Below are 20,083 nucleotides of genomic sequence, written 5' to 3'. Positions count from 1 at the left end.
CTGCATCTTTATTCTAATATTTTTACTTCAAATGGGTGTTCTGTTATGGTTGGGTAACTTATGATGGTTAGTGTGAGTGGACTCATGAGTTTTTTATTTTTTGGAAGATAAAAAAGGTTAGAATAGCCTTCACTATCCGTGCTATAACCTTGTGAATTTGTTTGATGCATATTACCTTCGCCATCCATAAACTTCATATCAAATTGCAGCCCATCAATCTTATGTCTTAATGTTATATAGTTGCTATTGATATCATCTAGTGTAAGCTGATTATTAGGAGATTGTATAACTTTTTTATTGTCTATATCTACAATGACTTTTAACTTATCTTTATCAAGAGCTCGAATACCTGTTCCAGTTAAAGATAACTTCTTATTATCCGTCTCAAAATAATTACTCTCAAAATACATGTTCAGATTATGATCACTTCCTGCACTTAATAACCCATCTACACCTCTAGTAAAGGCTTTGCTTCCATCCATTATTTTAAAATCAACTAATTCAAAAATTTTTTTAGTATTCTGGGGATCGTAACGCATACTAACAACTGCAATTGTGGGATAAATGGTTAAACCATCAATATGTATTTTTTGATTGTTTATCATGCAGCTTTTCTGTAAATCGTAGACAATTTTTTTATCTTGAAAAGGTTTGTGATCAACAGGAATGGATACATGCCATTCGTAAGAGTTATCGGTTTTATCCTCTTTCATACTATCTTCAGGCTCTGTAACTGTATCAGACTCTGAAGTTTGTAAATTTAAATCTAACTGTATGCGTTCTGGTATTTTTGATTCATTGAACACAAAACTTAAATGATCTTGATATGTTTTATGCTTGCTTAAGTCCATGTTTAGCAAAGGATATGATTGACTCAACGGCAACCGTTTTCCTTCTCCATCACTTATTTCATAGTATATATTATTTAAAAACCCTTTTTTTCGATTGCTTTTAATGGTATAGAGTATCATTAATCTTTTTTCATCCACAATAATATGATCTACAGTAAAAGTTAATCCTTTATATTCATGGGATACACCTATCTCTTGTATAAAATCTGATCTAATGGCTTGTATTGCTCCAGAATCATTAATCTGATAACGTTCGTGCAGACTTTTAGGCGTTAATAATCCTTGATTAGCAAGATAACCTAATACCCCTACACATGTTATGAACAAAATGCTACTGATGGTTACTATCTTTTTATACGATTTCTTAGGTATATTGGGTTCTATTTTTTCTATGTTATCCCCTATACTATCAACAATTTGCTCTTCTAGCTTAACTTCTTCCACACTTAATTCTTGATTACTTTCCTTACGCATCTTATACACCCTTTACTTTCGATCTTTTATATTCCCCAGATTATTATATACTAAAAATAGCTTAGGTGTAAATATATATGGCATAATTTATCTATAACCAATATATCAACCTAAGCTTTCATATTTTTATATCATGATTTTTATGTAACAAAGATGTACAACATAACTTAGAGAACATTCTTTTTTTAATCAGTTTGCTTGTGCGTTTTTTACATTGTTAGGTATTTCTTCGATGTACAAGGCGTAGTTCTTGTTCTTATTTTCCAATACTTTCTTTCTCTTTTCACATTCAGCTTTTGAACTGTAAATACCTTCTTCTACGAGATAATTCTTATTGTTTTGGTAGATAATCCTAACATTTTTACTATTTTCAGCATTCAAGTCTTGTTCAACAAATGATACAATTTCCACATCATCATAAGGTCCCGAACGAAGTGCATACACCATCTCTGGTAAGCCATCTTTCGCCATGTTAATATCTTCTTTAATATCCATGACAATTCGAGCTGGATTCTGCATTTCGAACACGTTCATGGTTACAGGTTTTTTGAACACAACACCTAATCGGTGGGTACTTTCATCAAATGTTGCCACTGGATAAACACTTTCAATTAAATTGGATTTATCGATTTCTGGTGTGTTCGCTACAAACTGGCCTGTGCCCTCCATATGAAGGATAGCAGAATCTGGACATCTGTAATAACTCGCTTTGTACTTAGGTATTGTTTCATGGTTAAACTCAATAACGATACGTTCAAATCCATTGTGTTTACCCATGCGTACACTTTGAACACTACCGCCTTCTGTTAAGATACCACCTTCTAATATGGGACCATAGACAAAAGAATCTACAAGAGATGCTAATTCCAGATTAGCGGTCTCAGCTGTTGGACTTATATCAATAGGTTCCTGTACATTTTCAGGTATTTCTTCAGGCACTTCTTCTACTTCTTCGTTTGCTTTTCTGAAACTGCAACTAGCAAGTAATAAGCATGTCAGAGTGATTGAAAGTAATATGGGTAGATGGTACTTTCTTAGTTTTGACATTTTGCTCCTCCCGCTTTATTTTTCTCCTACAAGCTACCTCTTATTATAGTCTATTGCCAAAATGTCATTTCAATCACTTTTATTCTATATTTATTACATTTTTAATGAATATGCTGGGGTGCTGATACTTTTTTTCCAAGTTTCAATTACCCTAGCCAATCTGCTTCATGGTATCATTATTTAAAAACTATCGTTGATTGGTTCCCTTGAGCCCTCTAAATTTATCGCATCAATTCGCCATCTTCCCTCTTCTTTCACGAGATGACATATATAGGTTATTGTTTCCTTTAGTTCACTAACGCAGGTTGCCGTCGCATCACCTGTCTCCTCATTAATCGTAAACTGTATAGCTTCGTCTAGCCCTAAAATAGTATTAAGCAGGGCTGAATGAAGATAATTATACGGTATTTCAATGGTATTTGCCTGTTTGTCTGTACATAATTCATTCAAACGACTACTGAGTTCTGGTGATTGACCGATGTCTAGTAAGCGTAAGGATAAGTATTGTACAAGAACATCTTTTATTGTATCTGGGTATGGGGGTAAGTTAATGGACATACCACTTAACACAAATTCCTCATTTTCTAATGTGTATGCATAAGTTATTTCATAATAAAGCACATCATAGCTTGACCGAATTTTCTCATAGCCATCATATAGACCATCCTTATCACTATCCACTAGTTTATCGACACCTGACCCTACAGCTGATGAACAATGAAGAACGATTTCAACATCTTCTTTATCTAATCCATATAGATTGAAGCCTCCTAAATTAGCACCATTGGACAATCTGCAATACAAGTAGGTTTTATTCGGCGTATGCTGCAACTTAACCGTTCGAATATTATAGACAGCATACCCACCACTGGCGAGATTATCACTTAATTGCTGAATGTTATCATCCTTTAATCTTACAATATAAATATGAGAAATATCCGATTCATAAGGGTCTTTATCTAAGTGACCTGTGGCTACAATGGACTCTAATTGCCCATCCCCGTCCATGTCAACTTCTTCATAATAGGCAATATGATGTTGGTCATCGATTACATGCATATGGTCAATAATTTCTTGTGGAACGATGGTTTCATTTAGATGGGTTGATTCATCGGTATTCTTTAGTTCCTCCCATGTCTGTTGGTAATCTTTAGCTCTACTTTGGTCTGATGCATCTTCAGCTGTATTTGTACCTTCTTCTTCTACATCATTGCTTGATACAGCCATTTCTTTAGAACTGCATGCTGTTAACATGGTCATAATTATAATCGTTGCACATAACATAATATGTCGTTTTTTCATGGATTTCCTCCCTCTTTATCGATACTGACCCCTCTTCATCCTATTATAACTTAATAGAAATACATGTACAATGAATTTAATGAGTTTATGTTTTCTTTTCAAAACGAATAACGCAATTAAATCTTGTGTTGCAATTGATCATAAATAGGGGTACTCCTACTATGAAAATGTATTTAAAAGGGGTTGTTTTTTTTAGTCATCGTGTAATAATTAGAATTAACCTATTTAGTAAAGGAGTGCGTTATGGAACATCGTTTTAAACAATTAGATTTGCATAAGCAAAATAAAATCATTAATGCGGCTCTTCACGTTTTTTCTGTAAAAGATTATAAACATGCTTTGACAGATGATATCGCAGGTAAAGCCCAAATATCCAAAGGTTCCTTGTTTCAATATTTTAAAAACAAGCAATCCTTATACATCTATTTATATAAATTCTCTTTGAAGCAACTTAGCCAGCACGTTAACAAGACGTTTAACTTTGAAGAAAGGGATTTTTTTGAGTCGTATTATCAACGTCTGCAACTAAAAGTCAACCTTTATAAAACCTATCCATACCTGAACCAATTTGTCATTCGAGCAAATGACGAAATGAATCCTGATATAAAAAGCGCTATTGCAGACATAAATAAGCATGCCAAGAGACATTATGTGAATAAGCTTCATGAACATATGGATTATAGCAAATTTAAAGAAGAGATTGATACCCAACAGCTGGTCAAAATGATTAACTGGTGCAGTGAAGGTATCTGGAAGGAAGGTATAACCCTGCATCAATCTGTGGATGAAATGTATGAGGAAACTATAAAAATGCTCAATTTTTACAAGAAAGTTGTCTATAAATGTGATGATTTAGAATAGCAAGGGGAGATATAATGCGATTCTTAGAATTTGGCAATAAGCAGAACAGGGCAATAATCCTTATCCATGGATTTCTATCCTCATGGAAAATGTGGCTGCCCCAAATCGATTTTTTTAGTAAAGACTATTATGTTATCGTTCCTGTTTTAGATGGGCATGACCCGGAGGATAGTCCTTCTACATTTACAACCATTGAAAAGGCTTCTCATGATATTATAGACCATGTGATACACTTATATGGTACCCATATCTTTGCATTATGTGGCGCTTCTCTTGGGGCTACCATTGGGGTCAATCTACTCGCTCAGAACAAGCTAAAAGTTGATAAAGCCATTATTGATTGTGGGCCTGTGGTGCCCATGAATAAGTTTCTATTAAACTTCTTTATTCGAATAAGGCTTCATCAAATACAGCAAATGAAAAAAGGAAGTCATCGGTTTTATAAAACTTTAAGTGCTAGTTATTTACCTGCTGAACTTGTAGATGAAACCTTCAAGATTGGAGCTCATATGACCAATGCGACCTGTCGTAATGTGCATGAATCGGTTTATAACTATTCACTGCCCACCTCTATAGCCACCTGTCAAACCGATATCACCTACTGGTATGGTTCCAAGGAGTCCATGTTTGGTAAAAAGTATGCAAAAGCACTTTTAGATAGACTGCCTCATGCTAAAATAAAGGTTTTTGAAGGATGTCAGCATGGAGAACTGTGTATTGGTAAGCCTCAGCAATATATAAAAGAAGCTGTTAAATTTTTGGGTACATAGCACAGTACTTGTACACAAAATCAAACTTAAACGTTAACCCATATGTATAAAACCATTTCTGGCAATAAAGCTAGGGTGGTTTTTATTTACGTTTGATACAAGCTCAGTTCATTATATAAAAAATATAAATATACGATATTGACATTAATGAACATTTATCGTATAATATTTTTGTAATCGTTTATTAGATTAAATATCGAGGAGGTACGTTATGAAAATGAATATTACAACCCGCATAGGTAGAATCGTATCCATGTATTACCTGGTAACAGGCCTTGGTTTTTTAATTTCAAGTGACTTTTTTTCAAAAATGATAACCCATACGGGTTCTGACCCTGTATTGATTAATTTATCAGGCATGGTACACTTCTTCATTGGGATGACCATTCTTGTCCACCATTTTAAGTGGAGAAAGCCCATTCAAGTAGCTGTATCTTTATCAGGAATATTTTTCCTATTAAAAGGTGCATTCCTGATTGCTTTACCTGAGCTAACCTTACAAACAGGTAATAATCCAGCCCAAACACCTTGGGCTATGGCTATTGGGTTTATTGGTGTAGGCTTGTTAATTGGTTATTCCGCATACTTTAAGAAGCATCAAGAAGAAAAGTAGAAAATGTAGGGTAAGACATTAAAAGTGTAACGTTTTTTTGTTTAGATAATTATTGTAGATGCAAAAAAGAGTTGGGTTTATGGTACATCCCAACTCTTGTTTTGCTCCTCTTTTTATGCATTCTTATAACCAAGTGTTATAGGTTTACTCTAGGCTAACGCCTTCTTCATTAAGATTATACTTAATTGCTCCTATATCATCCCCTGAGGTGTACTTAATATAACCATCATCCCAAGATATGAGTTCAATGGGCTGTTCTTTCATATCAATGTTTGTATTCTCTTGCCTATGGCAATCATAGATACCCATTATATAGCGTCTGATACCAGTCATTTCATCTTGAGGTACTTCTTCTCTTACATATAGAAGGTATTCATCACCTATCCATTCATAAGCACATATGTCATGCAGCTCTTTGTAGAATACCTTACCATCTGGACTGTATAATCGAATGAAGTTACCTGAATGTAGAGAAAACAGCTCAAGCAACTTGACTTTCCCATAAGGTGAATAGTGACCTTCGTATTTAACCCGATGTTGGTAGACCTCCTCATCTACTAACCGACAGATTTCCTGTGAAAAAATAGGGTCTTTTTCCATAACTTGAATCTCTGGATAAGCTGTAAGATCAATGTCGTAAGCTTCTATTCCTTTATAAAGAGTGACCTTAACCGTCTCTTTCTTTCCCTCATTAATATCAATTGTAAAGCCTTGACTTAAACAACTTAAATGTGAATAGGAAGATTCGCCGCTCATATAATCATACGCCCAAGGTACATCATCAAAGAAAATATTGACGTCCTCTGTTTCATGATATTTGTCTAAAACGGATTTCATCCCATACCAATCAAAATCTGTTACAGGATAGATGGTAAGGCTATCTAAAGCTTGTATCCCTCTGGCAAATATGTAATAACCCTTCAGGTGATAACCAATGAGATGTCTTGTTTCATCATGAAAATCAGGCGGACCATAACGGTCTTCTAGCTGCTTGATGGTGGTGCTCATATCGATGTTATCCATAATTATACCCTGATAATGGTTCTGAAATGTTATGCTAACAATGCGGTTATCATCTACGGAGTCATTGCTATAGCTTACCAGCAAACCAATAAGATACACTTCATCATGCTGCTTACTGGCTCCTAGTTGTAATTCTGATGCCCTTATAAGAAAATCATCACTTTCACCAAGAAGATGAATGAGACTTTTTCTCGTGAAGTCACCTTTAGCCAGTTGTTCAATTAGAGTTTCTTCTTGTTGTTGCATTTGATGATGATCTTTACGATATGTTTCTTGTTGTAATCCACTATGTTCTCGTCCTGAACAAGCTGTACAGCTCATTAGAACAACTATTAACACGATACGCCACCTTATCATACACTTACTTCCCATCTCTACACTTTTTCCTCATCACTAGTAGCTTAAGAAAGCTACACACACATTCTATTCTGACTATTATTTTAACACAAGTATCGATTCATGTGTTTATTATTTTAAAATAAAGAACCCTTATCCTATAAGAGTTCCTTATTTTTTCAATCTATTCCATTGTAGGGTATTATTTCTTTAATGAAGCTTTACGCATTGAAGGCTATTTTTACTTATTGATAGGTAAACACGACTTTTGCCAGCCCAAATACATTTCTCTTGGCACCCTTGTCTGCTTCTATCTCTTCAAAGTAGCCATAGTTTCCAATGCCTACTTCATGGCTGACGACAAACTTTACATATTTAGCCCTTACCCCTTCCAAATTAATGGGTTCATTTGTATTTTGCAGGTTGGATGCTGGCATTTTGTCCTTATTGATCGCCACTTCCGTTGATTTTGCAAAAGTATAAACCCCATCCTTTGACTGAGCTTCATTGGATAATTGCGTGTAGTGTTCACCGTCTAATGAATGGTAGATACGGACTTCTCTAAATCCTGGGTTTGCACCTGTAGGATTATCTGTGGTTACTTTTTCTTGAAAGTTCCAGATGTATAATTTATCTAAATCATACACTTTGTCAAACTGGAAAGAAACAAATACATCTTGTTTAGGATTATCTTTGGTTAAGTAGCTGTCCATCCAGTTGATGCGCGTATCGTATAAACCATCACTTGCGTATTTTGTCATACCAACATCTGTCACTAAGCATTGGGAGAAGTTAATCATTTTATTGTCCGTACCTTGTGTCAGAATTTGTTTAATCACATGATCTAATGCAACCTCTAATTCGACAGAATCAAAGGAGGTATAATCATCGTAAACTGCTGCTACTTTAAAATAATGGTGTCCATTCTCTAATCGAAGGGTAAACACCTTGGATGTGGTTCTTCCAATGATTGACCAGTTAACATTGTCTTGTGAGCGCTTAATGATGTATTCTTTTGCTTGGTCTTTATTTTGCCATGTTAATGTGATGTCATTGTTGCTTTTCTTATCGGTGACCATTAAGTGCTTAGGTGTCGAACCTGTTTGCTTCATACCTTTTACATCAAGCATTAACGTATCGATAGTATATCCATTTACGTGTTGCGATAAACGATTGTTGTTTATTGCTAATTCATGTAATAGTCTCTCATCCGTGCTTGCTTTATATGCTTTTGCTACATCAAAATTGAATGTAAAGTTCGCGTCTATAGAAGAGCCAAATCCTTCATAATACCTTATGACTATTTTATCCTCAGCTTCTGCCTTCTTTACAGCTGTAACATAAATAGGATCACCTTCAACACCCATGAAAGCACTATTCTCTGCAAATGCTGCATGGTCATCCTTAGGAATGTTGACCACATGAAGAGGTGAATTGCTTCCAACAGCCTGCTTATACCCATTTACTTGATCTGTTGCTTCTTCTGAAACAATACTGAAATGATAGCTTGTATCGCCTGTTGTAAGCCAGTATGGGCATTGCCAGTGACAAGGTTTTGAGTTGGAAAATAAAATCGGTTGTAATACAGGCGTTCTTCTTGGCATGGTACTTGCATCCTGATAATCCCAAGGCACATTATAGGAACTGATGATGGTTCTCACCTTTTTATCACCAAAATCTATCATACTGGCTATATAATTTTGTACCTCTCTTGGTCTTACAGCACTATTATATAGATGATTGATATCATTATGGTTTCCTGTGTTTTTATTATAATCTGCAAACTGAGGCAACACATCGTCCTTACGTACATGTACTTGACCAAAGGGTACTTCATAAAGTACATCTGTTTTAGGATGACTGGTAAAAAAGTCTGTTCCATGAATTGGAAAGGCTAACCTTGCTTGGTATTTCTCAGGTGCCTGATTGTCCAGAATGTTCACATCAAAGTCAATTTTTTTCATTTGGTTATAGACGATAACATCCAAGACAAATTTTCCATAGGTTAGTGGTGTGGTCATTTCAAAAACGACCCTTATGTCATTGGCTTCTTTTATTCGCCATTGGGAAGGAATATCTTTTGATCGTTCAATGATGTTGGGATCAGGCTGCCAAATATTAATGTGTTCACCTGCACCCATACCTTCGTATTGGAAGGTTAATAATTCTCCAATGAGGAACTTAGTGGTATCAAACAATGGGGTCTTTGTCTCTTTGTCAACTATTGATTGTAGACCACCATTTGATAATTCAATGGCATAGTAATCATTTTCATAACGGTCTAGAGAAATCTCTTCCATCTGGCTGATGGCTCCTGTACCCTCCGTCAGATAATAGGTTTGATAGCCAAACCCTTGGATATCTTTTGCTAAGAAGATCACTTGTCCATCGGCTGTTTTACTTGATGGTACAACCTGTCCATGGGCATCTTTAACAAGGATATCATCACTTTGTATATCACAATGGACGATTACGTGTTCACTTCTTGAATCATTGAGACTGTTATACACCATGATGGGTTGACCTTCTGATTGTGTTTTAATCTGGCTTGCTAGCCACTGAAGCCCCTCTGTTTGTAGAGCCAATGCACTGTCATATGCTTCTTGGTACCACTGACGAAATTGCTCAATACCTTCTTCTGCTGCATAGCCATGACAAGCGTTCATCACCAAACGCCATGCTTTTTCAAAGCGAGTCACATCATAATGGTTAAAATGACCTTCAGATACTGCCTGCCATGTGGCTAATAGCTCTGCTGTAACAAGCATTTTTTCAGCATCTCTTTGATTCTTAAAAGAGGGATAATCGGACCCTGAATTTTCATACACCCACTTATTGGGCCACTCACCTTTAAATGTATTATCCAATTCTTCTATACCATTAAAGGCATCTTCAAGACCCTGGGTCATGTTTGAATACTGCATGGCAGGGTATCCTTTTTCCCTAGCATAATCATTCCATGTGTTGACCATGTTGTCTAAGTTAAGGGGTATTAAGCAGTCCTGTCCACAGAGTAGAAGCGGTTTGTCCACATTGCCCCGGTTTTCTAACCATTCTGTTTCAATGAAGGCAATAAGCTCTTCTTCATCAAATTGCTTATAGTATAAATCTGCATAATGTCGCATGATGAGTGTCTTCATCTTGGTGCCATCTGGGGATTCCCAAGTGGCATAGCTATTTTCTTTCATATCTGGAAATTGCCAAGGGCGGCACATGAACATATAATCAATGCCTCCCTTTTTGAATAACTGTGGAATCTGTAAATTAAGGGATGGTACATCTGTATTAAAAAACACCTTTGTTTCTACCCCAGGAAAAACATCTTCTAACCACTTTTTACCATAAATCAACTGTCGTGCTAAGATTTCATTGGTGACAAAGGACGTATAAGGAGACGTATAAGTGGCTCCTAAGTCCATGTTACCTGCTAATAGTTCTTCTTTTATTTCCTCATATTGTTCTCCGTGTTTTCTTAGAAACTCATAGATAAAAATGGCATATTCGTTTGTCCATTTTAGAGGATGACCTTTCCTTGTAAAATGGATGGCTTCTCGTAATTCTGTATTGGCAAATGCTGATTCTGCACGAAAGTAATTTTTGTGCCAACCTAAATCGTGGTGGGACGATTGGGCTAGATTGATGATGGGTTTATTTTCTTTCATAGCTGACTCCTTTCTCATAAAACCCCATAACTAACCTATTGTTATGATGGTGTTTTATTGGACATTCCGGTCATGGTATTCTTCTCTTGCTTCGTATTACTTTTTATAAGTGAATAACACTTGTGCTAATCCAAAGACATTGCGGTCGCCGCCTTTGTCTTCTTCACGTTCTTCAAAAATGCCATAATTACCTACACCTGCTTCATGACTGACTACAAATTTAATGAATTTTGCTTTGATACCATCTAAATTCACAGGCTCATTGGTACCTTGTAAGTTAGATGCTGGCATCCTGTCTTTATTGATGGCTACTTCTGTAGCCTTAGCAAAGGTATAGACTCCATTCTTTGACTGGCTGTCATGGGCAAGTTGGGTGTAATGTTTACCGTCTAAGGAATGGTAAATACGCACTTCTTTAAATCCTGGGTTAGCACCATTTGGCTTGTCTTTGGTTACCTTCTCTTGGAAGTTCCAAATATATAATTCATCCAAGTCATATACCCGATCAAACTCGAAAGAAACAAACACATCTTCCTCTGGATTATCCTTGGTTAAGTAACTGTGCATAAAATGCCCGATGGTATCGTGTAAACCATTTTCAGTATAGGTTGTAATCCCAACATCCGTCACTAAGTACTGGTGACAGCATATGAACTCATAATCTGTTCCTTCTGTATGAATTTGTCTAATGATATGATCGACGTTGGTTTCCACTTCAACAGAATCAAAAGACGTCCCATCATCATAAACAGCAGCTACTTTAAAGAAGTGATGTCCATCTTTGACCACGGTCTTATAGGTCTTCGTTGAACACTTACCAATCACGGTCCAATTTATGTTATCTTGTGAGTGTTTGATGATGTATGCCTTTGCTTCATCTTTGTTTTGCCATGTTAAGGTGATTTGGTTATTGAGTTTCTTCTCTGTTACCATCAAATGCTTTGGTGTACTGTATGTTTTAGCCATATCTTTCACATCTATCATTAACGTGTTAATTTCATGATGATGAACCTTATGGGTTAAGGTGTTATTAGCGATAGGCATTTCTTCCATGATTCTCTCATCCGTACTTGCTCGATAAGCTTTATCTACATCAAAGTTGAATGTCAAGTTGTTGTCTAATGATTGACCAAAGCCTTCATGATATCTTATAACCACTTTATCTTCGGCTTCAGCTTTTTTAACAGCGGTGATATAGATGCTATCACCTGTTATATCCATAAAGGACTTATGCTGAGCCAGTTGTCCCTCCCCATTGTTGGGTATGTTTACCACATGAAGTGGTGTGTTACTACCTACTGCTTTTTTATAGGTACCCACTTGATCCGTGGCTTCTTCTGAGAAGAGACTAAAATGATAACTGAGATCACCTAATGAACGCCAGTGTGAGCATAACCAGTGACAAGGTTTTGAGTTGGAGAATAATACCGGTTGTAACACAGGTGTTCGCCTTGGCAGGGTTGTAGCATCTTGATAATCCCATGGTACATTATAGGAACTTATGATTGTTTTAATCTTCTTATCCCCATGGTCTACAAGGGTAGAAATGTAGTTTTGCACCTCTCTTGGGCGAATAGCATTGTTATAAATATGGTTGGTATTCGTCTGTAAGCCTAAACCTAGATTTCTATTGTATTGTGAAAACTGAGGTAACACGTCGTCCTTGCGAACATGTACCTGACCAAAAGGCACTTCATATAAAACATCCGTTTTGGAGTTCCTTCTAAAAAAGTCCGTACCGTTGATTGGGAATGCTAACCGTACTTGATATTTTTCCGGTGCTTGATTATTTTTCAATTGTACATCAAAGTCAATCTTTTTCTCATCCTTATATAACACAACATCTAAAATGAAGGTCCCAAAGGATAAATCCGTTGTCATTTCAAAAACAACTCTTACATCACTGGCTTCTTTGATAGACCAGACAGAGTGGATGTCTTTTGTTCTATTGATGACTTCTGGGTCTGGCTGCCAAATATTGATATGCTCACCTGCTCCATGCCCTTCATAATTAAAGATTAATAGTTCACCAATTAAGAACTTCTCCGTGTCAAATAAGGGTGTCTCTGTCTCTTTATCATAAACGGATTTTAAGCCCCCATTGGCTAACTCAATGGTATAGTAGTCATTTTCATAACGGTCCAAAGTGACCTCTTTCATTTGGCTCATATCCCCTACACCTTCTGTCAAATAATAGGTTTGATAGCCAAATCCTTGGATATCTTTCGCCAAGAAAATAACTTTTCCATCTGCTGTTGTACTTGATGGTATAAGCTGCCCATCCTCATCGTGAACCATGATGTTATCACTTTGAATGGTACAGTCAACGGTTACGTATTCACTTCTTTGGTAACTTAAGCTGTTATAGACCATTATAGGCTGGCCTGACCCCTCTGTCTTGATTTGCTTGGCTAACCAAGTAAGACCTTCTGTTTGTAATGCAAGGGCTCTATCGTAAGCCTCTTTATACCAAGCACGGTACTCGTCAATTCCCTCTTTTGGAGCATAACCATGGCAGGCTTTCATGACTAAACGCCATGCTTTTTCAAAGCGTGTTACATCATAATCCTTAAAATGACCTTCAAGTACAGCTCGCCAAGTAAATAATCCTTCTGCTGTCACCAACATTTTTTCTGCATCTCTTTGATTTTTAAAGGTTTGATAATCTGCACTGCTATTTTCATAAACCCAGCTATTGGGCCATTCACCTTTAAATGTGTTGTCCAAGGCTTTTACGTTATCAAAAGCACGGTCAAGGCCATCAATCATTGTAGAGTACTCAATTTCAGGGTAGCCTTTTTCTTGTGCATACTTATGCCATGTAGCCACTTGTTTATCGAGATTCAAAGGCAATAAGCAGTCCATACCAAATACTAAAAGCGGGTCTTTAACATTGTCTTTGTTTTCTAACCACTCATTTTCAATGTATGAAATAAAGTCTTCATCCTTAAAGTGTTTAAAATATAAATCACCATAATGCCGCATAAACAAGGTATTGATTGCTGTACCATCTGGAGATTCCCAGGTTGAATAGGCATTTTGTTTAATATTCGGGAACTGCCAAGAACGACTCATGAAGATATAGTCTAAGCCAGCTTTCTTAAATAACTGTGGTATTTGTAAGTTAAGGGAGGGTACATCCGTATTGTAAAAGACTCTCGCTTCTAGTCCAGGGAAAATATCCTCCAGCCACTTTTTACCATATATCACTTGTCTTGCTAAAATTTCATTGGTTACAAAGGAGGTGTAAGGGGAGGTATAGGTGGCACCTAAGTCAATATTCCCTTCCACAATTTCCTTTTTTAAGTCTTCATATTGCTCACCATGTTTTCTCAAGAATTCATATAAAAAGATTGCCGCTTCATTGGTCCACTTTAATGGATAACCTTCTTTTGCGAAATGGATCGCTTCATGTAGTTCTGTATTTGCAAAAGCTGTCTCCGCACGGTAAAAATGCTTTGACCATACCAAATCATGGTGGGAACACTGGGCTAAATGCATCACAGAAGTGTTTTGTTTTTCCATCGTCATCAAAGTCCTTCCTAATTGTTTTAAGATAGTTTTATTATATCAAAGCCTGTGCCATTCCAGTAATTGTGTGGTGACCTAACTAATACTATTTTGACTTATAATCTTTCTTTTAAACCCATTAAACTGACGACTTCATTAATCCTTTCCTATCATAGGCATATTTTTCAATATCTGGTTAACAAAAAAACACTAACCACTATGGATATGGCTAGTGTTTCTATTCATCGATTAACATGTGTTCAAAATTAATAAAGCGATTGCTTTTGCTACGATATTCTCTTGGTGTTAAGCTGTATTTATTCTTGAAAACACGATTAAAATAAGATAAGTTGTTATAGCCGCAATCATAAGCAATATCTTCTATTAACTGATCTGTAGTAACTAACCGCTTAATAGCGGCTTTTAACCGTATATCATTAATATAATCTGTTGGTGTTTGCTGATAAAATGTATTCATTTGCCTGGATAGATATGCTTGTGTTTTCCCCGATAGTTCAACGAACCTGTTTAACCCAGCAACATAGTTTTTCTGTTCTTTCATACGCTCACAGGCATCTTCTAACCAATAAGGCACTTCACGTGAATTGGCTTTATAACTCATAGCCTCTATTAATAAATCTATGACGATATGTTCCACCATTTTAGCTTTGGAAATGGTATGATTATACATCAAGATTTCTGTTTTCTTCATATAGTCCTTAAATTTACTACCAGATAGTTTAAAGTGGGAAAAAATACCATCTATGGCATTGGGTTTTAATGATGCGATAATACGTTCAAATAAGTTAGCTTCAATGGCAATATTTCTTAAAGCACTACTCTCTTTAATGGACTTTAGCTCATGGGTATCGGAATATCTAACAAATCTAAAATCCCCTTCATGAATCGTATATTTTTCTCCATTACAAACTTCTTCAAATTTACCTTGAATACACACATACACTTCATAATGATCATGTGTGTGCTCATGAAAAAGCAAGTTCTTGGAGGCATAAAAGTCTCCAATATAGAAATTATCCTTTTCAGAAAAAAAGTCTTTTCCTTTTGATATAAACATAAGCCCTCCAAATAAATATCTATAAACCTAACTATCTTGATTATGCATCTGTTTTTTATCCATTATTCCACAAGGGTAATTCTTAATATATTTACAACTTCTTTCACAGCATCTTAAAGTAACTATAAAGATACCTCATGTGCCGTAAATGATTATCTATCGTCATACTCTGTATGTGTGAAAATTATAATATAGTATTATAACATTAGGGATTCGTATCTGCAACTATTGATAAAACCCTTGTAAATAACTAATAATTATTTTTTGTTGATATTAATTATTAAATATGATATGATTATTGTAATATACTTGAAAGGAGTTAGGCACTATGGAAAAAATAAAGAAAATATTACAATTTGCAATGAATATGGAAAGACAAGGTCAAGTTTTTTATGGGTTTTATTCTGAGCAAGTAAAGGATGAACATATCAAGAAATTATTCTCAGATTTAGAAAAGGTAGAAAAAGAGCATTACTATGTACTAAAAGAGACGTATGATGATCTATTAGGAGGCAAAACATTACAAGATATTTCTTGGGTGGTAGATGATAATTCAAAAGTTAAAAGCCCAGATATCTTCACAGCTAATCTAGATACGTTTACATTAGATCAAAATCTTTCAGATATCACTGTTCTCAGAATGGCTTACTTAATTGAACATGATTTTGCAGAGTTTTATAAAAAAGCTGCTGATAGCATAGATGAGCCATCTGTTAAAGCGTTCTTATCTTCTATGGCTGCTTGGGAAGAAGAACATCGGGATTTCTTTTATGATAAATACCAAAACCTCAAGCTACATAAATGGGATGAATTAGTTAATTTTATACTAGAGTAAAAGCCCACTTCATTTGCTTGTTCTATTGGAAACTTTTTACACTAAGTCTTTACAGTTGAATGATAGTATAAAAATAAAGATTGCCTTTATAAATAACTTTTTATAAGGGCAATCTTATTAAGTCCATCTATCCTATCTTACGCTTTGTACCTGTTGCATCAAATATTGCAAATGTACCACTGCTGTATCGATATATAATTTCATTGCCAGGGTTACCATCATAGTTATAAATACCAACTAGAGACCAATTTCCGCTGGTTGTGGTGTATGTTTTTGATGTACTTTTTGCGTCACGGATTACTTTTATATAAGAACCGCAATTAATAACGATTTCATTACCTGCATGCCCATCCGTATCGGTTATACCGCCACTCAATAAAGCCCAATTCCCACTGGTTACTGTGTATGTTTTTGACGTACTTTTTGCGTCACGGATTATTTTTATATAAGAACCGCAATTAATAACAATTTCATTACCTGGATAGCCATCCGTATCGGTTATACCACCTTGTAATAAAGCCCAATTTCCACTGGTTACTGTGTATGTTTTTGTCGTACTTTTTGCGTCACGGATTATTTTTATATAAGAACCGCAATTAATAACAATTTCATTGCCAGGGTTACCATCTGTATTGGTTATACCACCTTGTAATAAAGCCCAATTCCCACTGGTTACCGAGTATGTTTTTGTTGTACCTTTTGCGTCACGGATTATTTTAATATATGAACCGCAATTAATCACCATTTCATTGCCTGGAAGACCATCTGTATCGGTAACACCTCCTTTTAATAATGCCCAACTTCCACTGGTTATGGAATATGACTTAAACCCTCCTGTAGGTTGTTCAACCTGGATATATGAACCTCGATTATAAACACTTTGTAATTGACCATTACCGTTTAAATCCCAACTTCCCATATATACTCTAGTTGCTGCTTGAGCTTGAGAACTCCAAAATAGTGACATGACTAACGATAAAACACACACAATAGATACTCTTTTCTTCATATTATAGACCTCCTGAAAAATGATTTATTATTTTCGTAAAATGGTTAAAATGGTATTATTTAAATTAGCTTTTATCATCTCCTTTCAATATCTACTTTTCAATATTATTTACTTATATATAGTTAATACAAATTTATACTAACTATATATAATATAATTATTATATTATTAAAATATTATAACTATAAATTGACCCAACGATAGACGTCAGTATGGAGAGAGGATAAAGTTTGTGATATGTAAATTGTGAAAATATGACTAAAAGGTAATATGTTTCTGTCATGTGTTAAACAATATGCACCATGTTAGTACAAAGAAAAAAGACCAGTTAATGAAATATAAATTCAAAAACTGATCTTTTTTAGGATAAGATTGTTAAAAATACTGATTTTACCACAACCCTTTGAAATAAGTCATGTACTCTAGACTTTTTCATCCAAAAACTACATGACTTTATCACACCATTCTTATCTTTCGCACGAGTTTATTTTGTTGGAACACTTACTTCTATATTTCATGATAAATATAACCGAAATAATTAGTGTAAGTAGTTCAGCAAATGGTACAGCAATCCATACCCCCAGAACATTTAACATTGTTGGTAATATAGAAAGTCCAACTGCAATAAATACAAATGTTCTTAGAAATGAAATGATAGCAGAGATTTTTCCATCGGATAAGGCAGTAAACATAGCAGAAGTAAAAATATTAAAACCACATAACAAAAATGAATATTTAAAGATGGAAAAGCCATTATTTGTTATGTTAAACACCTCTGTATTTTGTGGACTAAAAATATGAATCAATAAAAAACCACCAAATAATGATCCTAGCCAAACTAAAATAGACATTATACATATAAACAACATACTATTATTAAATATCTTTTTTAACCTTTGATAATTCTTCGCTCCATAGTTATAACTAATTATTGGCGCAACCCCCATAGAAAAACCTATATAGAGAGCAGTTAGCATAAACTGTGTATAGATAATAATAGTAATCGCAGCAACACCATTCTCTCCCAGCAAATTCATCATAATCAAGTTGAACAAAAATGTTGTCATTGCTGTTGACATCTGACTAACCATTTCTGAAAAACCATTGCAGCAACTTTCAATTAATACACCTATGTCTAAAATTGGTCTTACAAATTTCAATGTACCCTTACCTCTAAGAAAAATTATGATTCCAACTACAGTTGGAACTACATAGCCAATACCCGTACCTAGAGCAGAACCAGTAATCCCCATTTTAAATGGAACAATGAAGATATAATCAAATATAATATTGATGACACCTGCTCCAACTGATAATATCAATCCTAGCATTGGCTTTCCTGCTGTTATAATCAAATTTTGAAAAAGAACTTGCAAGATGCTGGCAGGGGTAAAAATCAATATAACTAATAAATAGCTTTTACAATATGGATATAATATTTTATTTGAGCCAAATTCCCATATAATTTTATCGATAAACACAACTCCCAAAATTGTTATAAGCAAACCCAGTAAAACTCCGAAAATAATCAATAATGTAAAGTCTTGATTTGCCCTTTTTCTTTCATTCGCTCCCATTTTTTTTGCAACAATAGCATTTCCACCAGTAGCAATCATAGACGCTAAACCAATAATAATATTTATTACAGGGCATACAATATTTATCGCTGACAGTGCATTGGTATTCACCAGTCTTGATACAAATATGGTATCAACGATAGTATATAGTCCCATAAAGATCATCATTACAATAGACGGGAAAGCAAATCTTAATAAAGAAAGTAAAGTGAAATCTTGTGACAAAGGGTTATCAGATTTATTCATTGCTTTTTCCTTTCTCAGAAGATAACACAAGCTTCTGTGTAGGGTATCCAAATTCTATTAATAGTTCTGCTTCTGCAAAACCTAACTGTTTTAGCATTTTTCTTTGTCCTGTATCTGCTTTATCTCCCTCACGAAAAGTAGTGATTGAAACAGCAGTATTTATCAAAAAGTCATTCATAACTTTCTCAAGAAATGCTTGTGCTATTTCAGAATGACGATATTGGGGATGTATCCCAAAAAAGTCAATCTTCCTGTGTCTTGATTAAATATCATATTTCCAATAGCAATATTATCAAATTTGAATATTAAAGCTCTTTTTTCAACAATACACTGTTTCAGCTGAAGTATATATTCTTCCTCCTGCAAATTAGGGAAACCGTCTATGACTAATCTTACTAAGTCCATCCATAATGGAATATCCCATAAGGTTGCAAGTGTAATTTCTTGTTGTAATTTCTGAATATTCCCTAAACCTATGTTCTTTTTCTTCAAAACAAATCTTAGCTGCAAAGGATAAAATTCCTGATCTCTCCGAAATTGATTAGGAGATTTCTTATACATCGCTTTAAAAATAGAAGTAAATGCTTGTTGACTTTCATATCCAGCTACCAATGCAATTTCAATGATAGGCCTATTTGAAAATACCAGCAATTTTGCAGCTTCCGTCAACTTTCTTCGTTGTATGTAATCATGTATTGTTAAACCAACGGAAGTTGTAAATATTCGGTGTACATAATATTTTGAATAGTGAACAGCACTTGCTACTATATCTAAATCCAGCTTCTCAGATAAATGCTCCTCTATATAGTCAATAGTATCTATAACATGCATTACTTTACAAAACATTGCAGCTTCCTCCTTTCATACAGGATTATAACAAATTCCTATT

The 20,083-nt window shown here is 35.0% G+C and carries 13 protein-coding genes and 1 pseudogene; 4 read left to right on the top strand and 10 right to left on the bottom strand.

Annotation, left to right across the window (positions count from 1 at the left end; all coding sequences use genetic code 11):
• Nucleotides 1-8: 8 nt before the first annotated feature.
• The 3 genes from HZI73_RS04475 to HZI73_RS04465 form a co-directional block, all read right to left on the bottom strand.
• On the bottom strand, nucleotides 9-1,325 hold the full coding sequence (locus HZI73_RS04475) for a DUF4179 domain-containing protein (protein WP_212697063.1): 1,317 nt from the start codon (nucleotides 1,323-1,325) through the stop codon (nucleotides 9-11).
• A 189-nt stretch (nucleotides 1,326-1,514) separates the two neighbouring features.
• Nucleotides 1,515-2,372, bottom strand: a complete 858-nt coding sequence (locus tag HZI73_RS04470; protein WP_212697062.1) for a hypothetical protein — start codon at nucleotides 2,370-2,372, stop codon at nucleotides 1,515-1,517.
• Between the two features lie 180 nt (nucleotides 2,373-2,552).
• Complete coding sequence (locus tag HZI73_RS04465; protein ID WP_212697061.1) at nucleotides 2,553-3,674, bottom strand: hypothetical protein; 1,122 nt, start codon at nucleotides 3,672-3,674, stop codon at nucleotides 2,553-2,555.
• A 243-nt stretch (nucleotides 3,675-3,917) separates the two neighbouring features.
• Between HZI73_RS04465 and HZI73_RS04460 the strand changes: the two genes are divergently transcribed.
• The 3 genes from HZI73_RS04460 to HZI73_RS04450 all read left to right on the top strand — a co-directional run bounded on the left by HZI73_RS04460 (nucleotide 3,918) and on the right by HZI73_RS04450 (nucleotide 5,918).
• A complete protein-coding gene (locus tag HZI73_RS04460; protein ID WP_212697060.1) occupies nucleotides 3,918-4,535 on the top strand; it encodes a TetR/AcrR family transcriptional regulator in 618 nt (205 codons plus the stop codon).
• A gap of 14 nt (nucleotides 4,536-4,549) precedes the next feature.
• Nucleotides 4,550-5,305, top strand: coding sequence for an alpha/beta fold hydrolase (locus HZI73_RS04455; protein ID WP_212697059.1), 756 nt, complete (start codon nucleotides 4,550-4,552; stop codon nucleotides 5,303-5,305).
• Nucleotides 5,306-5,516: 211 nt separating this feature from the next.
• Complete coding sequence (locus tag HZI73_RS04450; protein ID WP_212697058.1) at nucleotides 5,517-5,918, top strand: hypothetical protein; 402 nt, start codon at nucleotides 5,517-5,519, stop codon at nucleotides 5,916-5,918.
• A gap of 144 nt (nucleotides 5,919-6,062) precedes the next feature.
• On the opposite strand, the gene HZI73_RS04445 is transcribed toward HZI73_RS04450, so the two are convergent.
• From HZI73_RS04445 to HZI73_RS04430, 4 genes are all read right to left on the bottom strand, one after another.
• On the bottom strand, nucleotides 6,063-7,280 hold the full coding sequence (locus tag HZI73_RS04445; protein ID WP_212697057.1) for a hypothetical protein: 1,218 nt from the start codon (nucleotides 7,278-7,280) through the stop codon (nucleotides 6,063-6,065).
• A gap of 242 nt (nucleotides 7,281-7,522) precedes the next feature.
• On the bottom strand, nucleotides 7,523-10,939 hold the full coding sequence (locus HZI73_RS04440) for a glycoside hydrolase family 38 N-terminal domain-containing protein (protein WP_212697056.1): 3,417 nt from the start codon (nucleotides 10,937-10,939) through the stop codon (nucleotides 7,523-7,525).
• A gap of 96 nt (nucleotides 10,940-11,035) precedes the next feature.
• The gene (locus tag HZI73_RS04435; RefSeq protein ID WP_212697055.1) at nucleotides 11,036-14,470 is read right to left on the bottom strand and encodes a glycoside hydrolase family 38 N-terminal domain-containing protein; all 3,435 of its coding nucleotides are present in this window, start codon (nucleotides 14,468-14,470) and stop codon (nucleotides 11,036-11,038) included.
• Between the two features lie 217 nt (nucleotides 14,471-14,687).
• Nucleotides 14,688-15,527, bottom strand: coding sequence for a helix-turn-helix domain-containing protein (locus HZI73_RS04430; RefSeq protein ID WP_212697054.1), 840 nt, complete (start codon nucleotides 15,525-15,527; stop codon nucleotides 14,688-14,690).
• 328 nt (nucleotides 15,528-15,855) lie between these two features.
• On the opposite strand from HZI73_RS04430, the gene HZI73_RS04425 reads away from it, so the two are divergent.
• Nucleotides 15,856-16,362: a ferritin family protein gene (locus HZI73_RS04425; protein ID WP_212697053.1), complete on the top strand. Its 507-nt coding sequence runs from the start codon at nucleotides 15,856-15,858 to the stop codon at nucleotides 16,360-16,362.
• Nucleotides 16,363-16,489: 127 nt separating this feature from the next.
• Here the strand turns inward: HZI73_RS04425 and HZI73_RS04420 are convergent, their stop codons facing one another.
• The 3 genes and pseudogenes from HZI73_RS04420 to HZI73_RS04410 all read right to left on the bottom strand — a co-directional run bounded on the left by HZI73_RS04420 (nucleotide 16,490) and on the right by HZI73_RS04410 (nucleotide 20,040).
• Complete coding sequence (locus tag HZI73_RS04420) at nucleotides 16,490-17,371, bottom strand: PA5033 family protein (protein WP_212697052.1); 882 nt, start codon at nucleotides 17,369-17,371, stop codon at nucleotides 16,490-16,492.
• A gap of 467 nt (nucleotides 17,372-17,838) precedes the next feature.
• Nucleotides 17,839-19,194 carry an MATE family efflux transporter gene (locus HZI73_RS04415; protein WP_212697051.1) on the bottom strand — a complete coding sequence of 452 codons (1,356 nt, stop codon included), beginning with the start codon at nucleotides 19,192-19,194 and terminating at the stop codon, nucleotides 17,839-17,841.
• A pseudogene (locus tag HZI73_RS04410) lies at nucleotides 19,187-20,040 on the bottom strand (helix-turn-helix transcriptional regulator). Before HZI73_RS04410 ends, HZI73_RS04415 begins: the two are co-directional and overlap by 8 nt.
• Nucleotides 20,041-20,083 lie beyond the last annotated feature (43 nt).

The sequence above is a fragment of the Vallitalea pronyensis genome (assembly GCF_018141445.1).
GTDB classification, from domain to species: domain Bacteria; phylum Bacillota; class Clostridia; order Lachnospirales; family Vallitaleaceae; genus Vallitalea; species Vallitalea pronyensis.
Note: the sequence above shows the minus strand (reverse complement) of the source record. Positions and strands in the feature narration are given on the sequence as shown.